The following is a 14995-nucleotide window of genomic DNA, read 5'->3' as shown; positions in this document are numbered from 1 at the left end:
AAATGTTCCTCGTTCTTTTAATATTTTTCTCTCCAGGGTTGTATTTTAAATGCTATAGTTGTAGTGATATCCAGACACTCCAAACCATGTGGGTTCCGTTTGCCATGAGAAAAGTCGTCGTCAGCCTATTCGCCATCCTTGCAGGCACCAGCGTCGCCACGGCCGACGATGCCGGCTGTGCTGCCTTCAAATGGCCGGTGACGCGCGAGGAGGCCCTGTTTGCGGCGGCGCCCGCCGCGCAGTCCGGCGCTGACCTTTCGGTCGGCGAGGCTGCAGATGTGGCGTTGGCGCCGGTCGGCACGATCAGCTTCACCGTTCCGCCGGAACGCGCGCCGGCAGCCGGTACATTCGGCGCGATGGCGAGCGTGGCCGTGCCCCCGGAGGGAGAGCTCCAGATCAGCCTGTCTGATGAGGCTTGGATCGATGTCGTTCAGGACGGTAAAGCCGTGAAGTCGGCGGCTTTCAGTGGTATAAAAACCTGTCCGGGGATCCGCAAGAGCGTGCGCTTCAAGCTAGCCGCCGGCCCGGCGACCATCCAGCTCAGCGGCGCCAAGAAGCCCGATCTCAAAGTTTCCGTGCTGACGCCGGAATAGTTCTCAAAGAGCGTAAGGTTGGAGGGACAGCGCCCCTCTCTGTCCTGCCGGACATCTCCCCCACGAGGGGGGAGATCGGTTTTTGCTGCCGGTTTCGCCAATCGCGACGCGACGTTGCTACCGCACCGGTGCCATTAGCGCGAAATGGGCGCCTTGCGGGTCTGTGCACTGCACGATCCAGCTGCCGCCGGGGACCTCCATCGGACCCATCAGGATCTTGCCGCCATTGTCGGTGACGCGCTTGGCTGCCGCGTCGATGCCGGGCACGTTGAAATAGAACTGCCAGACCGGCATCGGGATCTGCTCGGGCTTGTTCATTATGCCGCCAACGGGCTCGCCGCCGAAGGCGAAAAGCTGGTAGACGCCCATCGGACCCATATCCATGGCGTCGCCCTTCTCCCAGCCGAACTGACTGGAATAGAAATCGGACGCCGCCTTCCAGTCTGATGTGTAGAGCTCATGCCAGCCGATGTTGCCGGGTGTCGCCAATGGTAGCGGCGGCTGGTCGGGACCGCTGGGCTGCAGGAAGTTGAACATCGCGCCTTGCGGATCGGCAACGACGGCGAAGCGGCCAACGCCCGGAATGTCGTCTGGCTCGCGGTGAACCGCGCCACCAGCCTTCTTGAGGGAGGCCGTTGCGGCATCGACATCCCTGGTGAGGATATAACCGATCCAGGCCGGCGGCATTCCCATCTTGCGCGCGTCATCGGGCAGCGTCATCAGCCCGCCGACGCCGCGCTCGCCGACATTCATGACGATATAGCGCGGCATGCCCGGCGCCCCGTCGAAAGGCTGCCCCCGCCAGCCTACCACGGCGGTGTAGAACGCCTCGGCGGCGTCGAGATCGGTGGTCATCAGCTCGTACCAGAAGAAGGGCATGGGGGACTGTGGCATTGTCGTGCTCCTTGCGGTTTTTCGATCATGCGCGATCCATTCTAGGACGATCTTCACGACGAAAATCCGACAGCCAACCAAAAAAGATGACGGCAAACCGGAAATGTTACCGGGTTGCGCGCCCTGTGGTTTTCGACTTTGCTTGCAGTCAACGAGGGGTTGTTGATCCATGCGCCGGATGTCGCTCACTTCCGAACTTGTCGCGCTGTGCGACGAGATCAGGTTGATCCATGGCAACGCTCCTGAATGCGGTTCCGTACCTGCTTCGTGACGTATATGGCCGTTTGGAAAAACATGATTATTACAGTCATGTTTGTTGAAGCTTTTCAGTCGCTTGCGCCGAAAATTGACCAATTGATAAAAAAATAAAACGTGCTAGCCTTCCCCAAAACAAGAACATGGGGAACTGACGATGGCAGAAGGCCAGTTCAAGCAAGGCATTGCCGGCGGGCGGCTTTCGCCGGAACAATACGCCGATAATTTCGCCGACCTGCATCCGCCGCTCGATCACCACGAGGCGCTGGTCGAGTCCGACCGCTGCTACTTCTGCTATGACGCGCCGTGCATGAATGCATGCCCGACCTCGATCGACATCCCGCTGTTCATCCGCCAGATTTCGACGGGCAATCCGATCGGCTCAGCCAAGACGATTTTCGACCAGAACATCTTGGGCGGCATGTGCGCCCGCGTCTGCCCGACCGAGACGCTGTGCGAAGAGGTCTGCGTGCGCGAAGTGGCCGAAGGCAAGCCGGTGCAGATTGGTCGCCTGCAGCGCTACGCCACCGATGTCGCCATGGCCGAAAACAAGCAGTTCTACAAGCGCCCCGAACCGACCGGCAAGACCGTCGCCGTGGTCGGCGCCGGTCCGGCCGGGCTAGCGGCCGCCCATCGGCTCGCCCGCTACGGCCACGACGTGACCATCCTGGAAGCCCGCCCGAAGGCCGGCGGCCTTAATGAATACGGTATCGCGGCCTATAAGAGCGTCGACAATTTCGCCCAAGCCGAGGTGGACTATGTCACGTCGATCGGCGGCATTGACATCCAGAACGGCAAGGCGCTCGGCCGTGATTACCAGCTGTCGGACCTGACCCGGAATTACGACGCGGTGTTCCTCGGCATGGGGCTTGCCGGCGTCAATGCCTTGCGAGCGGATGGCGAGGAGGCGCAAGGCGTCACCAATGCTGTCGAGTTCATTGCCGAGCTCCGTCAGGCCAGTGATCTGGCCAGCCTGCCGGTCGGCCGGCGTGTTGTCGTCATCGGCGGCGGCATGACGGCGATCGACGCGGCGGTGCAATCGAAGCTGCTCGGGACCGAAGAGGTGACGATCTGCTATCGGCGCGGCCCGGAGCACATGAACGCCTCCGAATTCGAGCAGGACCTGGCCGCTGCCAACGGCGTCATCATCCGGCACTGGCTGCAGCCGAAGCGGGTCATTGCCGATGGCGGCAAGGTGTCGGCGATCGAGCTCGAATACACCGCGATGGACGGCGACCGGCTCGTCGGCACCGGCGAGCGGCTGACACTGACCGCCGACCAGGTGTTCAAGGCGATCGGCCAGAGTTTTGTCCCGGCTGCGCTCAACGGCAGCGGGGCTTTGCTTGACCTGGAAGCCGGCCGCATCAAGGTCGACGCCGAAGGCCGCACCTCGCTGCCAAACGTCTGGGCCGGCGGCGACTGCATCTTTGGCGGCGACGACCTGACCGTCTCGGCCGTCGCGCAAGGCCGCGACGCGGCGGAAAGCATTCATCGGGCACTTGCCTCGAACGGGAGGGCATGAGCATGGCAGACATCCGCAATAATTTCGTCGGCATCAAATCGCCGAACCCGTTCTGGCTGGCCTCGGCGCCGCCGACCGACAAGGCCTACAACGTCATCCGCGCCTTCAAGGCGGGCTGGGGCGGCGTTGTCTGGAAGACGCTCGGCGAAGAGGGTCCGCCGGTGGTCAACGTTAATGGCCCGCGCTACGGCGCGATCTGGGGCGCCGATCGTCGCCTGCTTGGCCTGAACAATATCGAGCTGATCACCGATCGTGACCTGCAGGTCAATTTGCGCGAGATCAAGCAGGTCAAGATGGATTGGCCCGACCGGGCGATCGTCGTCTCGCTGATGGTGCCGTGCGAGGAGCATGCCTGGAAGGCTATCCTGCCGGTGGTCGAGGAGACCGGCGCTGATGGTATCGAGCTCAATTTCGGCTGCCCGCACGGCATGTCGGAACGCGGCATGGGTGCGGCGGTCGGCCAGGTGCCGGAATACATCGAAATGGTGGTGCGCTGGTGCAAGGCCAACACCCGCATGCCGGTCATCACCAAGCTGACGCCCAACATCACCGACATACGCAAGCCGGCACGCGCTGCCCTTGCCGGCGGCACCGACGCGGTGTCGCTGATCAACACCATCAATTCGATCACCGGCGTCAATCTCGACAATTTCGCACCGGAGCCGACGATCGACGGTAAGGGTTCGCATGGCGGCTATTGCGGTCCGGCGGTGAAGCCGATCGCGATGAACATGGTGGCCGAGATCGCGCGCGACCCGGAAACGCATGGCCTGCCGATCTCCGGTATCGGCGGCATCACCACCTGGCGCGACGCCGCCGAGTTCATGGCGCTCGGCGCCGGCAATGTGCAGGTGTGCACGGCGGCAATGACCTATGGCTTCAAGATCGTGCAGGAGATGATCGCCGGCCTGGAAAACTGGATGGACGAGAAGGGCCATGCCTCGCTCGACGACATCGTCGGCCGCGCCACGCCCAACGTCACCGACTGGCAGTATCTCAACCTCAACTATATCGCCAAGGCGCATATCGACCAGGACGCCTGTATCAAATGCGGCCGCTGCCACATCGCCTGCGAGGACACCTCGCACCAGGCGATCACCAGCATGGTGGACGGCGTCAGGCATTTCGAGGTGATCGAGGCCGAATGCGTCGGCTGCAATCTCTGCGTCAATGTCTGCCCGGTCGAGAACTGCATCACCATGGAGCCGCTGGCGGTCGGCGTGATGGACCAGCGCACCGGCAAGCCGGTGTCACCGATCTACGCCAACTGGACGACGCATCCGAACAACCCGATGGCCAAGGTGGCGGCGGAATAGCATTGCGAAAAAAAAGCGGCGTTCACGGGCGCCGCTTTTTTAATTTCCCTATTGCGGACAAAGATTATCCACGATAATCTATATCCATGACTAGGAGAGCGAAATGAAGCTGGGTGAGGGCGTCGAAGCGGCCATCCACTGCGCCGCGATGCTTGCTGGCGTTGATGGCGCCGCGACCATGCCGGGTGCTGCCATGGCGGAAGCGTTCGGGCTGTCGCCGAGCTATCTCCTCAAGCATCTCAACATGCTGACGGTGTCGGGCATTCTGGAATCGGTTCCGGGGCCGTCCGGCGGCTACCGGCTGGCGCGGCCGGCGGAACGCATTACGCTGCTCGATATCGTGTTGGCCGTCGAAGGGCGAGAACCGGCCTTTCGCTGCGCCGAAATCCGCCAGCGCGGCCCCGCCAGGCTCGATGCCTCGGTTTATGTCAAACCCTGCGGCATCAAGGTGGCGATGCTGAAGGCCGAGCGTGCCTACCGCGCAGCGCTCGCCGACGCCCGGCTGTCCGACATCGTTGCAGAATACACGGCCGATGCCGATCCCCGTTCGGTCGCCGCCAACTGCGCCTTCGTCGAGCGCCGTCAGCGTCCGCAGAAATCAAGTTCAACCAAGCAAGCATGAAAGGCTAAAAACGATGAAAGAGAGGCTGCAATTTTTCGGCGCGGCGCCGGAGATCATGAAGGCGGTGTCGGTGCTCAACAAGGCAGTCGACGAATGCGGGCTCGAAAAAAGCCTGTTGCATCTGATCAAGCTCAGGGCGTCGCAGATCAACGGCTGCTCGTATTGCGTCGAGATGCACAGCCGCGAGGCGCGCCACGACGGCGAGAGCGAGCAGCGGCTCTATCTCGTCTCCGCCTGGAAGGAATCGCCGCTATTTTCAGAGCGCGAACGCGCAGCCTTTGCCTGGACCGACGCGCTGACCAGGATCGCCGACAACGGTGTTTCGGACGAACTCTACGCAAGGACGCTCGAGCATTTTTCGGAGCAGGAGTTGGTCAAGCTGTCGGTTGCACTCGGCATGATCAACACCTGGAACCGACTTTGCGTTCCGTTCCATGCAATCCATCCGATGCCGGCGGTCATGGCCGCTTGAGCATGGACCAGGCGCGCGGCCTGCGTCGCGCGCCTCTTTTCTGCCCAAGGACCAACAGCATGTTTTCAAGCTTTGATAGTGAGATTCTATTCGCGGCCCGCCTGCTGCTCGGCGGCGCCTTTGTCTTTGCCGGCCTGCGCAACATCCAAAACGCGGCGTTCCTGACCCAATTGATGACGACGCGCGGCGTGCCGCAGGCGCGGCTGGTGCTCTGGCTGGGGATCGTCCTGCAGACCGTCACCGGAGCACTGGTGATCGCGGGCATCTGGACCGCTGCCGCCGCTCTGTGCCTGGTGTTGTTCCTTGTCGTTGCTACGCCGATGTTCCATAATTTCTGGGATCATCAGGGTCCCGAGCGCGCGTCCCGCATCAATGGCTTTGTCGGCAACGTCGCGCTGACCGGAGGATTTCTGGCGCTGATCGCGCAGTCGCTTTGAAAGCGATTGCCGCGTAGATGTAGCCGCGTTACGCCGCATACCGCAAGCCGCCGTCGCAGGTCAGGATCTGGCCGGTGACGAAGCTGTTCGAAACCAGGAACGCGATCGCCTCAGCAACGTCCTCGGCGCGGCCGATGCGGCCGACCGGCGTCTTGCCTGCATAATCGGCAAACACCGCATGGCGCTGTTCATCAGGCAAAAAATCCCACCAGGGCGTGTCAATGACGCCCGGCGCCACGACATTGACGCGTAACGGCTTCAGCTCCATTGCCAGGATCGGCACTACGGTCAGCAGCATGCCGTTGACGGCGGCGATGCCGGCGACACCCGGCGCCGACAATTGCGCCGACACCGCCGAGATGAAAGTCACCGAGCCGCTCTTGTTCAGCGTCGGCAAGGCGGCCTGCAGGCAGGAGAGCTGCGGCCGGACCTTCTCGTCGACGCCGCCGCCGATGTCGGTCAGGTCAAGCGTTTCGAACGGGCCGAGCCCCTTGCCGCCGCTCGCGGCCAGCACCAGGTGATCGAAAGGGCCGAGATCGCTGAAAAACCGGCGAACCTCGTCCGGCTTCGCGGCATCGAAGGCAGCTTTTCCGACGGCACCGCCAAGGCTTTGCCATGCGTTGTCGAGCCGTTCCCGGCTGCGCCCGGTGATCGTCACCTTCATGCCCGGGCCAAGCAGTTTTTTCGCGGTGGCGAGGCCGATGCCGGAGGAGCCGCCGACGACCACAGTGTGTTGCGCTTTCTCGATCATGAATTTTCTCTCTTCGATGTTGCGGAAGCCGGTGCGAGCCCGACAAGACCGAGGCTCAATTCCCGCAATCGACGTCGTGTCTTAGCGTCATAGGCTTGCGCATCGGCGCGGGATTCTTTTTGGCCGTCGAAATAGAGGCCGCTCCGCCCTTCCAGGGCCGGCGATGCGGCGAGGTTGATGATGGCTTCGGCGCCGGTTTCGACCGAGCTCCAGGGTGTGACGCCCGCCTGCCGCACCATCGTGGTGTTCATGTAGCTTGCCGGATGCAGGCTGTTGACCGTGACGCCGATGCCGTTCAGCTGCTCCGCCGGATCGATGGTGAACATGATCTGCGCCAGCTTGCTCTGGCAGTAGGCACGGACGCCGTCATAGGAGCGGGTCAGCATGACGTCGTCGAAATCGATCGCCTGCTGGCCGGCCGAGGCGACGTTGACAATGCGCGCCGGCGCGCTGGCCTTGAGCAGCGGCAGCAGCTCCGTGGTGAGCAGGAAGCCGGCGAGATAGTTGACGGCAAAGCGCAGTTCGTAGCTGTCGGCGCTGACCTGTCGTTTGGCGTTGGGGCCGGCGGTGCCGACGCCGGCATTGTTGATGAGGACATCGAGTCGGCCCGTGCGGGCGCGAACAGCCTCGGCGAGGCGGCGGACCTCGGCCAGGGAGGAGAGATCGGCCACGAGCAACTCGGCTTTGCCGCCGGCGGCTTCGATCTCGGCCACGATCGCCTTGCCCCTGGTCGCGTCGCGGCCATGCACCAGGATGCGGGCGCCGCCGGCGCCGAGCCTTTGCGCGACGACGCGGCCGACGCCGTCGGTCGAACCGGTGATGAGGATTGTCTTGTCTTTCAGTTCCATGTTCAGAGCCTCCATCTCATCGCTCTGAGCGGAAAGATGGGGCACCAGCCACTTGCCAAACAGTTCAAACTTTATCCTGGTATCGGTACTGCTATAATAGCGGCCATGGATTCCACCGCGCATTCCGCCGAAGACAGCCGCCGCCGCGAGCTCGGCGCCTTCCTGCGTTCGCGGCGCGAAAGGCTGACGCCTTCGGCCACCGGCATCTCGACCGGCTTACGCCGGCGCACGCCCGGGCTGCGGCGCGAGGAGGTGGCGATGATCGCCGGCGTCGGCACGACCTGGTACACCTGGCTGGAGCAGGGCCGCGACGTTCGGCCGTCGGTGGAAGTGCTGACCGCACTCAGCCAGGCGCTGCGCCTGGACGCGGCTGAGCAACGGCATCTGTTTATTCTCGCCGGCCGGCCGCAGCCGGAGCGTCGCGTCGACGCGCCGGAAAAGATCGACGGCCCCTTGCTGCACATGCTGCAGAGCCTGGTCCTGCAGCCGGCCTATGTCGTCGGGCGGCGCTGGGATGTGCTGGCCTGGAACCCGGCGGCGGCAGCCGTGTTCGGCGATTATGGCCTGCTGGAGGGCGATGCCCGCAACATCGTCCATATGGTTTTCACCAGCCCGCAGCATCGGCGCCTGCTCGCCGACTGGGAGGAACTGGCGCGCGCCGTGCTGGCGTCATTCCGGGCGGAAAGCGCGAAGTATGTCGGCGATCCGGATTTCGAGCGGTTGATTGCGCTGATGACGCGTTCAAGCCCGGAGTTCCGCGCCTGGTGGCCGCTGCGCGATGTGGCCCGCAACCTATCGGGTGTGAAGCATGTCAGGCATCCGATAGCGGGCGCCATGGCGTTCGAACATATGAGCCTGTCGATCGACGACGGCTCGGACATGAAGCTGATCGTCTACACGCCGCTCGCCGAGCAGAATTCGATCGCCAAGCTGCAGAAGCTGCTCGATGCGCTGCCGGCCGCGCGGCGCAGCGCGTGAACCATCAAGGCTAGTCTTTCGGCTTCAGCCCGTCGATGAACAGTTGCTCGAGAAACCTTGCGGCATCCTCGAAGCGGCCGTCGCCGCCGCGGTCGGGGCCGAGCACGGCGCGGACCTGGACGTCGAAATCGGCATAATGCTGCGTCGTCGCCCAGATCGAGAAGATCAGGTGCCAGGGGTCGGTGCGGGCAATCTTGCCGGCGCGCATCCAGCCCTTGATGACGTTGGCTTTCTCGTCGACCAGCGTCTTCAACTCACCTTCCAGCATCGGCATGATGCGCGGCGCGCCCTGCAGGATCTCATTAGCGAATAGCCGGCTCTCGCGCGGGAAATCGCGCGCCATTTCGAGCTTGCGCCTGATGTAGTTGCGCAGTTCGGTCAGCGGATCGCCAATGTCGTCGAGTTCGCGCAGCGGCGCCAGCCAGGTGTCGAGAAGCCGTTGCATCAGCGTCTCGTGGATGTCCTCCTTGCGGCGGAAATAATAGAGCAGGTTCGGCTTCGACATGCCGGCGGCTTCGGCGATCTGGTCGATGGTCGAACCGCGAAAACCGTTGGTGGAGAAGACTTCGAGCGCCGCCTCCAGAATGAGCTCGCGCTTTTCCAGCTGGATGCGGGTGCGGCGTGGAGCGGAGCTTTCGACCGCCCCCGTCACCTCGAACAACCTTCGCTGTGAGGAGCGTCTGGACCAATTCTCTGGACCAGTTTTTCCCCGCCCTGTGGAGCGCACTTCGAAAGCCGCATTTCCGCTAGTAATCCCTTGACCGCTGATAAGGCGGTGCTAACGTTTGTCCAACCGGTCAAAAATTTGCGTAGCACGAAAACGCAGCAAAGACCAAGTGTTGGAAAGACCAAGCGTTAGCCGCACCGAAACAGGTTACAAGGGGAAGTCTTGGTCATGTCCAACCGGCTGAAAGTCACGCCGAACGATCTCAGCGCATTCTGGATGCCGTTCACGGCAAACCGGCAGTTCAAGCAGGCGCCGCGCATGATGGTGTCGGCCAAGGACATGCATTACACGACCAGCGACGGGCGCAAGGTTCTCGACGGCACCGCCGGCCTGTGGTGCGTCAATGCCGGCCACTGCCGCCCGAAGATCACCGAGGCGATCCAGAGCCAAGCGGCAGAGCTCGACTATGCGCCGGCCTTCCAGATGGGCCACCCGATCGTGTTCGAGCTGGCCAATCGCCTGGTCGACATCGCCCCGAAGGGCATGGACCATGTGTTCTTCACCAATTCCGGCTCGGAATCAGTCGAGACGGCGCTGAAGATGGCGATCGCCTATCACCGCGTAAAAGGCGAGGGCTCGCGCACCCGGCTGATCGGCCGCGAGCGCGGCTATCACGGCGTCAATTTCGGCGGCATCTCGGTCGGCGGCATCGTCACCAACCGCAAGATGTTTGGCACGCTGCTCGGCGGCGTAGATCACATGCCACACACGCATTTGCCGGAAAAGAACTCCTTCACGAAAGGCGTGCCCGAGCATGGCGCGGAACTGGCCAACGAGCTGGAACGCATCGTCGCCCTGCACGACGCGTCGACCATCGCCGCAGTCATCGTCGAACCGGTTGCCGGTTCCACCGGCGTCATCCTGCCGCCGAAGGGCTATCTGCAGAAGCTGCGCGAGATCTGCACCAAGCACGGCATCTTGCTGATCTTCGACGAGGTCATCACCGGTTTTGGCCGCCTCGGCACGCCGTTTGCCGCCGACTATTTCGGTGTCACCCCGGATATCATGACGACGGCCAAGGGCGTCTCCAATGGCGTCATCCCGATGGGCGCGGTGTTCGTCAAGAAGGAAATCCACGACGCCTTCATGACCGGGCCCGAGCATATGATTGAGTTCTTCCACGGCTACACCTATTCGGGCAATCCGATCGCCTGCGCGGCGGCGCTGGGCACACTCGACACCTACAAGGAAGAGGGGCTGCTGACGCGCGGCGAGGAACTGGCGCCGTACTGGGAGGACGCGCTGCACTCGCTGAAGGGCGAACCGAACGTCATCGACATCCGCAACATCGGCCTGATCGGCGCGATCGAGCTGGCGCCGATCGCAGGCCAGCCGACGAAGCGCGCCTTCTCGGCTTTCGTCAAGGCGTTCGACCGCGGTGCGCTGATCCGCACCACCGGCGACATCATCGCTCTGTCGCCACCGCTCATCATTACCAAGGGCCAGATCAACGAATTGATCGACCATGTGCGCGAAGTGCTGAGGGCGGTGGACTAGATGCTCCCCAACATGTAGGGCGACGACGGGAACCGTCGTCCTAATGTGAGTAAATGAGAGGAACTTGAATGGCCGCCCCCGGCGAGAATCTGCGAATCAATTCAGACCGTTTGTGGGATTCGATAATGGAGATGGCGAAGATCGGCCCCGGCATTGCCGGCGGCAATAATCGCCAGACCGTTACCGACGAGGATGGCGAAGGGCGGCATCTGTTCAAGCGCTGGTGCGATGAGGCGGGGCTCGAAATGGGCGTCGACGAGATGGGCACGATGTTTGCCCGTCGCGAAGGCACCGACCCCAGCCTGCCGCCGGTGTATGTCGGCAGCCATCTCGATACGCAGCCGACCGGCGGCAAGTATGACGGCGTGCTCGGCGTGCTCGGCGGCCTGGAGGTTGTGCGCTCGCTCGACGATCTCGGCATCAAGACCAAGCACCCGATCGTCGTCACCAACTGGACCAACGAGGAAGGCGCGCGCTTTGCGCCGGCGATGATGGCGTCCGGGGTATTCGCCGGCGTGCTCGATCAGGCCGAAATCTATTCGCATGTCGACAAGGACGGCAAGAAATTCGGCGAGGAGCTCGAACGGATCGGCTGGAAGGGCACCGAGAAAGTCGGTGAGCGCAAGATCCACGCCTTCTTCGAATTGCATATCGAGCAGGGCCCGATCCTCGAGGACGAGGGCATCGACATTGGCGTCGTCACCCATGGCCAGGGACTGAAATGGCTGCAGGTGACGCTGACCGGCAGGGAGGCGCATACCGGCTCGACGCCGATGCCGAAGCGGCGCAATGCCGGGCTCGGCATGGCGCGGGTGATCGAGTTGGTGCACGAGATCGCCATGGACTACCAGCCGGACGCCGTTGGCGCGGTCGGCCATATGGAGGTCTATCCGAACTCGCGCAACATCATCGCCGGTCGCACCGTCTTCACCATCGACATCCGCTCACCGGAAAAGGAAGTGCTGGACGCCATGGACGGCCGCATCCGGGAAGGCATCGACACGATCTGCGACGCGCTCGACATTAAATATCAAATCGAGCAGGTCGGCCATTTCGATCCGGTCACTTTCGACGCGGGCTGCGTCAAGGCGGTGCGGGATGCGGCGGAGCGCCTGGGATATACGCACCGCAATATCGTCTCCGGCGCCGGCCATGACGCCTGCTGGATCAACCGCGTCGCACCGACGGCGATGGTGATGTGTCCCTGCGTCGACGGGCTCAGCCACAACGAGGCCGAGGAGATCACCAGGGAATGGGCAACGGCCGGCGCCGATGTGCTGTTCCACGCGGTGGTCGATACGGCGGTGATTGTCGAATGAAGCCGCGTCGCAATCTTGACGAGGATCGGACGCTCAACGTGCTTCTGGGCTGGAAGGCAGATCAGCCTCCATTTCAAACCTCTCTCGTCGAACAATGCAGCATCGCGTTGGCAACGCCGCTGCGGAACCTTAGGGGGGAGCAAATAAGGCTGCTGGTCAGCCAAGGATTCGGGCTGGAATATGTGGTCCCCAAAGCGATATCCATACTGACTGAAAACCCGTTGATCGCAGTGACGTTCCACGATGGCGATCTACTTATGAACTGCCTCAAGATTTCTCCGGAGTTCTGGATGGAAACCAGGATCTTTGGATTGAGCTTGACGGGATCCTGCAATCGCTTGACCAAACCATGTCAGACATCGGCAAGCATCGGCCACAATTCGGTTCCGCCTGGGAAATTTTGAGCGGTCAGGACGCGGGAACCGCCAGATCGAAGAAAGCTTAAGCTTGCCAACGCGGACATATAGGGGAACAAGAAAATGTCCAAAGTCATCAAGAATGGCACCATCGTCACCGCGGACCGGACGTGGAAGGCCGACGTGCTGTTCAGGCACGGCAAGATCGTCGGCATCGGGCCGGACCTGCATGGCGACCATGAGTTCGACGCCAGCGGCTGCTATGTGATGCCGGGCGGCATCGACCCGCATACCCATCTCGAAATGCCGTTCATGGGCACCTATTCGGCCGACGATTTCGAATCCGGCACGCGCGCCGCGCTTGCCGGCGGCACGACGATGGTTGTCGACTTCTGCCTGCCGGCGCCGCGGCAATCGCTGCTCGAGGCCCTGCAGATGTGGGACAACAAGACTTCGAAGGCGTCCTGCGACTATTCCTTCCACATGGCGATCACATGGTGGGGCAAGCAGGTGTTCGACGAGATGGCCACCGTCGTCGATAGGGGCATTACCTCGTTCAAGCATTTCATGGCCTACAAGGGCGCGCTGATGGTCGACGACGACGAGCTGTATTCGTCGTTCCAGCGCTGCGCCGATCTTGGCGCGCTGCCGCTGGTCCATGCCGAGAATGGCGACGTGGTGGCGGCGCTATCGCAGAAGCTGCTGGCGGCGGGCAACAATGGCCCCGAAGGGCACGCCTATTCACGCCCGCCGGAAGTGGAAGGCGAGGCGACCAACCGCGCCATCATGATCGCCGACATGGCCGGCGTGCCGCTCTATGTCGTGCATGTCTCCTGCGAGCAGGCGCACGAAGCCATCCGCCGGGCGCGCCAGAAAGGCATGCGGGTGTTCGGCGAGCCGCTGGTCCAGCACCTGACGCTGGACGAGAGCGAATATTTCAACAAGGACTGGGACCATGCGGCGCGCCGCGTCATGAGCCCGCCCTTCCGCAACAAATGGCATCAGGATTCGCTGTGGGCGGGCCTGCAGTCCGGGTCGCTGCAAGTGGTGGCGACCGACCATTGTGCCTTCACCACCAAGCAGAAGCGCAACGGAGTCGGCGACTTCACCAAGATCCCGAATGGCACGGGCGGGCTCGAGGATCGTTTGCCAGTGCTGTGGACGACCGGCGTCAACACCGGCCGGCTGACGATGAACGAGTTCGTCGCGGTGACCTCGACCAACATCGCCAAGATACTGAACATGTATCCGAAGAAGGGCGCCATCGTCGAAGGCGCGGACGCCGACATTCTCGTCTGGGACCCGAAGCGCAAGAAGAAGATCACGGCCAAGAAGCAGCAGTCGGTGATCGACTACAACGTCTTCGAAGGTTTTGAGGTAACCGGCCTGCCGCGCTTCGTCTTCTCGCGCGGCGAACTGTCGATCGAGGAAAACGAGGTTAAGGCAAAGCCCGGCCATGGCGAATTCGTCGCTCGCGAGCCGAACGCGGCGGTCAACCGGGCACTGTCGACCTGGAAGGAAATTTCCGCGCCGCGCAAGGTGGAGCGTACAGGCATCCCGGCGACGGGCGTTTGAGCTTGGCGAGCCACGGAGCGATCATCTCAATGGCCGCGGTGATCCTTGCCGCCGGGCCGGCGGCGGACGTCCTTGCCGGCTCCTTTGGCAATGAGGTCGGCTGCGCTGGTGTACGGCTCGGTTATCAGGACAGCGACGATTATGTCGTGCTGACCGCCGAGGGCGTCGAAACCTATGGCAGCGGCTGCGAGTTCGCACAGCCATTGACGACGACGCCTGGCACCCAGTTGTTGAGCTCCACCTGTTTCGCCGAGGGCGAGAAGGGGACGACCACGGATGTCGTCAAGGTCATCAACAAAGGAGGGGACGGTTTCTTCGTGACCATTCCCGGCCTTGAGGAGATGGGGCCGCTGAAATCATGTTCGTGACGGTGCCGATGACGGCCGCCGCCTCGACCCAGTCCTCAGGCGACCAACCCGTCCAGTTCCGGCAGCAGGACGACGCTTTCCTGTTCGTTGGGATCGGTGCGGGCAATAACCGCCGAGGCGGGGCTGTCGCTCAGATTGGCCGGCAGATGCGGCACACCGGGGGGAATATAGAAAAGATCGCCGGCCTTGACCACGATATGCTGTTCGAGCCGGTCGCCATACCAGGTATGGACTTCGCCGGAGAGCACATAGATCGCGGTTTCATGGTTTTCGTGCATATGCGCCTTGGCGCGGGCGCCCGGAGGCATGGTCAGCAGATGCATGCAGATGCCGGAAGAGCCGACGCTTTCGGCGGCGATACCGGCGAAATAGCTCAGGCCCTGCTTGCCTTCATAAGAGCTTTCAGGGCGGATAAGATGGCACGTCGGTTTGGGCGACATCGGGGCAACTCCGGGCGTCTATCTG

17 protein-coding genes are annotated in these 14995 nt (G+C 62.6%); 12 read left to right on the top strand and 5 right to left on the bottom strand.

The annotated features are described in order from the left end of the window. Positions 1 to 86 precede the first annotated feature (86 nt). On the top strand, positions 87 to 593 hold the full coding sequence (locus tag NKI01_RS09935) for a hypothetical protein (RefSeq protein ID WP_031194518.1): 507 nt from the start codon (positions 87 to 89) through the stop codon (positions 591 to 593). Positions 594 to 710: 117 nt separating this feature from the next. Here NKI01_RS09935 and NKI01_RS09930 read toward each other — a convergent pair whose 3' ends face one another. Further along, positions 711 to 1487 carry a VOC family protein gene (locus tag NKI01_RS09930; RefSeq protein ID WP_023720865.1) on the bottom strand — a complete coding sequence of 259 codons (777 nt, stop codon included), beginning with the start codon at positions 1485 to 1487 and terminating at the stop codon, positions 711 to 713. A 412-nt stretch (positions 1488 to 1899) separates the two neighbouring features. Here NKI01_RS09930 and NKI01_RS09925 point away from each other — a divergent pair, with 412 nt between their 5' ends. The 5 genes from NKI01_RS09925 to NKI01_RS09905 all read left to right on the top strand — a co-directional run bounded on the left by NKI01_RS09925 (position 1900) and on the right by NKI01_RS09905 (position 6111). Further along, positions 1900 to 3264, top strand: a complete 1365-nt coding sequence (locus NKI01_RS09925; protein ID WP_352963015.1) for an NAD(P)-dependent oxidoreductase — start codon at positions 1900 to 1902, stop codon at positions 3262 to 3264. Between the two features lie 2 nt (positions 3265 to 3266). Next, positions 3267 to 4580 carry an NAD-dependent dihydropyrimidine dehydrogenase subunit PreA gene (preA, locus tag NKI01_RS09920; protein ID WP_352495148.1) on the top strand — a complete coding sequence of 438 codons (1314 nt, stop codon included), beginning with the start codon at positions 3267 to 3269 and terminating at the stop codon, positions 4578 to 4580. 103 nt (positions 4581 to 4683) lie between these two features. Beyond that, positions 4684 to 5202 (top strand): RrF2 family transcriptional regulator, encoded by a 519-nt coding sequence (locus tag NKI01_RS09915; protein WP_352495149.1) that lies wholly within the window; start codon positions 4684 to 4686, stop codon positions 5200 to 5202. 13 nt (positions 5203 to 5215) lie between these two features. Beyond that, positions 5216 to 5674 carry a carboxymuconolactone decarboxylase family protein gene (locus NKI01_RS09910; RefSeq protein ID WP_352495150.1) on the top strand — a complete coding sequence of 153 codons (459 nt, stop codon included), beginning with the start codon at positions 5216 to 5218 and terminating at the stop codon, positions 5672 to 5674. A 59-nt stretch (positions 5675 to 5733) separates the two neighbouring features. Next, positions 5734 to 6111, top strand: a complete 378-nt coding sequence (locus NKI01_RS09905; protein WP_023720860.1) for a DoxX family protein — start codon at positions 5734 to 5736, stop codon at positions 6109 to 6111. A gap of 28 nt (positions 6112 to 6139) precedes the next feature. On the opposite strand, the gene NKI01_RS09900 is transcribed toward NKI01_RS09905, so the two are convergent. Together NKI01_RS09900 and NKI01_RS09895 are read right to left on the bottom strand one after the other, a co-directional pair. Continuing rightward, on the bottom strand, positions 6140 to 6862 hold the full coding sequence (locus NKI01_RS09900) for an SDR family oxidoreductase (RefSeq protein WP_352855218.1): 723 nt from the start codon (positions 6860 to 6862) through the stop codon (positions 6140 to 6142). After that, complete coding sequence (locus tag NKI01_RS09895; RefSeq protein ID WP_352963011.1) at positions 6859 to 7710, bottom strand: SDR family NAD(P)-dependent oxidoreductase; 852 nt, start codon at positions 7708 to 7710, stop codon at positions 6859 to 6861. The genes NKI01_RS09900 and NKI01_RS09895 overlap by 4 nt, the downstream gene beginning before the upstream one ends. Before the next feature lie 105 nt (positions 7711 to 7815). Here NKI01_RS09895 and NKI01_RS09890 point away from each other — a divergent pair, with 105 nt between their 5' ends. Continuing rightward, on the top strand, positions 7816 to 8688 hold the full coding sequence (locus NKI01_RS09890; protein ID WP_352963008.1) for a helix-turn-helix transcriptional regulator: 873 nt from the start codon (positions 7816 to 7818) through the stop codon (positions 8686 to 8688). Positions 8689 to 8698: 10 nt separating this feature from the next. On the opposite strand, the gene NKI01_RS09885 is transcribed toward NKI01_RS09890, so the two are convergent. After that, positions 8699 to 9340, bottom strand: a complete 642-nt coding sequence (locus tag NKI01_RS09885; RefSeq protein ID WP_352482943.1) for a TetR family transcriptional regulator C-terminal domain-containing protein — start codon at positions 9338 to 9340, stop codon at positions 8699 to 8701. Between the two features lie 243 nt (positions 9341 to 9583). Here NKI01_RS09885 and aptA point away from each other — a divergent pair, with 243 nt between their 5' ends. The 5 genes from aptA to NKI01_RS09860 all read left to right on the top strand — a co-directional run bounded on the left by aptA (position 9584) and on the right by NKI01_RS09860 (position 14530). Further along, complete coding sequence (gene aptA, locus NKI01_RS09880; protein WP_352495153.1) at positions 9584 to 10912, top strand: omega-aminotransferase AptA; 1329 nt, start codon at positions 9584 to 9586, stop codon at positions 10910 to 10912. 68 nt (positions 10913 to 10980) lie between these two features. Then, entirely contained in the window at positions 10981 to 12231 is a 1251-nt protein-coding gene (locus NKI01_RS09875; protein WP_352963005.1) for a Zn-dependent hydrolase, read from the top strand. After that, positions 12228 to 12635 (top strand): contact-dependent growth inhibition system immunity protein, encoded by a 408-nt coding sequence (locus NKI01_RS09870; RefSeq protein ID WP_352589982.1) that lies wholly within the window; start codon positions 12228 to 12230, stop codon positions 12633 to 12635. The genes NKI01_RS09875 and NKI01_RS09870 overlap by 4 nt, the downstream gene beginning before the upstream one ends. Before the next feature lie 75 nt (positions 12636 to 12710). Further along, on the top strand, positions 12711 to 14162 hold the full coding sequence (gene hydA, locus NKI01_RS09865) for a dihydropyrimidinase (RefSeq protein ID WP_352589985.1): 1452 nt from the start codon (positions 12711 to 12713) through the stop codon (positions 14160 to 14162). Between the two features lie 29 nt (positions 14163 to 14191). After that, positions 14192 to 14530, top strand: a complete 339-nt coding sequence (locus NKI01_RS09860) for a hypothetical protein (RefSeq protein WP_352482948.1) — start codon at positions 14192 to 14194, stop codon at positions 14528 to 14530. 35 nt (positions 14531 to 14565) lie between these two features. Here NKI01_RS09860 and NKI01_RS09855 read toward each other — a convergent pair whose 3' ends face one another. After that, positions 14566 to 14970, bottom strand: a complete 405-nt coding sequence (locus tag NKI01_RS09855) for a cupin domain-containing protein (protein ID WP_352482950.1) — start codon at positions 14968 to 14970, stop codon at positions 14566 to 14568. Between the last annotated feature and the right edge of the window lie 25 nt (positions 14971 to 14995).

It is taken from the genome of Mesorhizobium sp. M0815, from assembly GCF_040319995.1.
Taxonomy (GTDB): Bacteria; Pseudomonadota; Alphaproteobacteria; order Rhizobiales; family Rhizobiaceae; genus Mesorhizobium.
The sequence above is the reverse complement of the archived record's forward strand: the minus strand, read 5'-3'. Positions and strand labels throughout refer to the sequence as shown.

Excerpts from the sequence above, each read along its gene's own strand:
- NKI01_RS09915 (WP_352495149.1), top strand. The coding sequence starts at position 4,684 with ATGAAGCTGGGTGAGGGCGTCGAAGCGGCCATCCACTGCGCCGCGATG.
- NKI01_RS09890 (WP_352963008.1), top strand. The coding sequence starts at position 7,816 with ATGGATTCCACCGCGCATTCCGCCGAAGACAGCCGCCGCCGCGAGCTC.
- NKI01_RS09860 (WP_352482948.1), top strand. The coding sequence starts at position 14,192 with ATGGCCGCGGTGATCCTTGCCGCCGGGCCGGCGGCGGACGTCCTTGCC.
- preA (WP_352495148.1), top strand. The coding sequence starts at position 3,267 with ATGGCAGACATCCGCAATAATTTCGTCGGCATCAAATCGCCGAACCCG.
- aptA (WP_352495153.1), top strand. The coding sequence starts at position 9,584 with ATGTCCAACCGGCTGAAAGTCACGCCGAACGATCTCAGCGCATTCTGG.
- hydA (WP_352589985.1), top strand. The coding sequence starts at position 12,711 with ATGTCCAAAGTCATCAAGAATGGCACCATCGTCACCGCGGACCGGACG.
- NKI01_RS09935 (WP_031194518.1), top strand. The coding sequence starts at position 87 with ATGTGGGTTCCGTTTGCCATGAGAAAAGTCGTCGTCAGCCTATTCGCC.
- NKI01_RS09925 (WP_352963015.1), top strand. The coding sequence starts at position 1,900 with ATGGCAGAAGGCCAGTTCAAGCAAGGCATTGCCGGCGGGCGGCTTTCG.
- NKI01_RS09895 (WP_352963011.1), bottom strand. The coding sequence starts at position 7,710 with ATGGAACTGAAAGACAAGACAATCCTCATCACCGGTTCGACCGACGGC.
- NKI01_RS09875 (WP_352963005.1), top strand. The coding sequence starts at position 10,981 with ATGGCCGCCCCCGGCGAGAATCTGCGAATCAATTCAGACCGTTTGTGG.
- NKI01_RS09910 (WP_352495150.1), top strand. The coding sequence starts at position 5,216 with ATGAAAGAGAGGCTGCAATTTTTCGGCGCGGCGCCGGAGATCATGAAG.
- NKI01_RS09855 (WP_352482950.1), bottom strand. The coding sequence starts at position 14,970 with ATGTCGCCCAAACCGACGTGCCATCTTATCCGCCCTGAAAGCTCTTAT.
- NKI01_RS09930 (WP_023720865.1), bottom strand. The coding sequence starts at position 1,487 with ATGCCACAGTCCCCCATGCCCTTCTTCTGGTACGAGCTGATGACCACC.
- NKI01_RS09905 (WP_023720860.1), top strand. The coding sequence starts at position 5,734 with ATGTTTTCAAGCTTTGATAGTGAGATTCTATTCGCGGCCCGCCTGCTG.
- NKI01_RS09900 (WP_352855218.1), bottom strand. The coding sequence starts at position 6,862 with ATGATCGAGAAAGCGCAACACACTGTGGTCGTCGGCGGCTCCTCCGGC.
- NKI01_RS09870 (WP_352589982.1), top strand. The coding sequence starts at position 12,228 with ATGAAGCCGCGTCGCAATCTTGACGAGGATCGGACGCTCAACGTGCTT.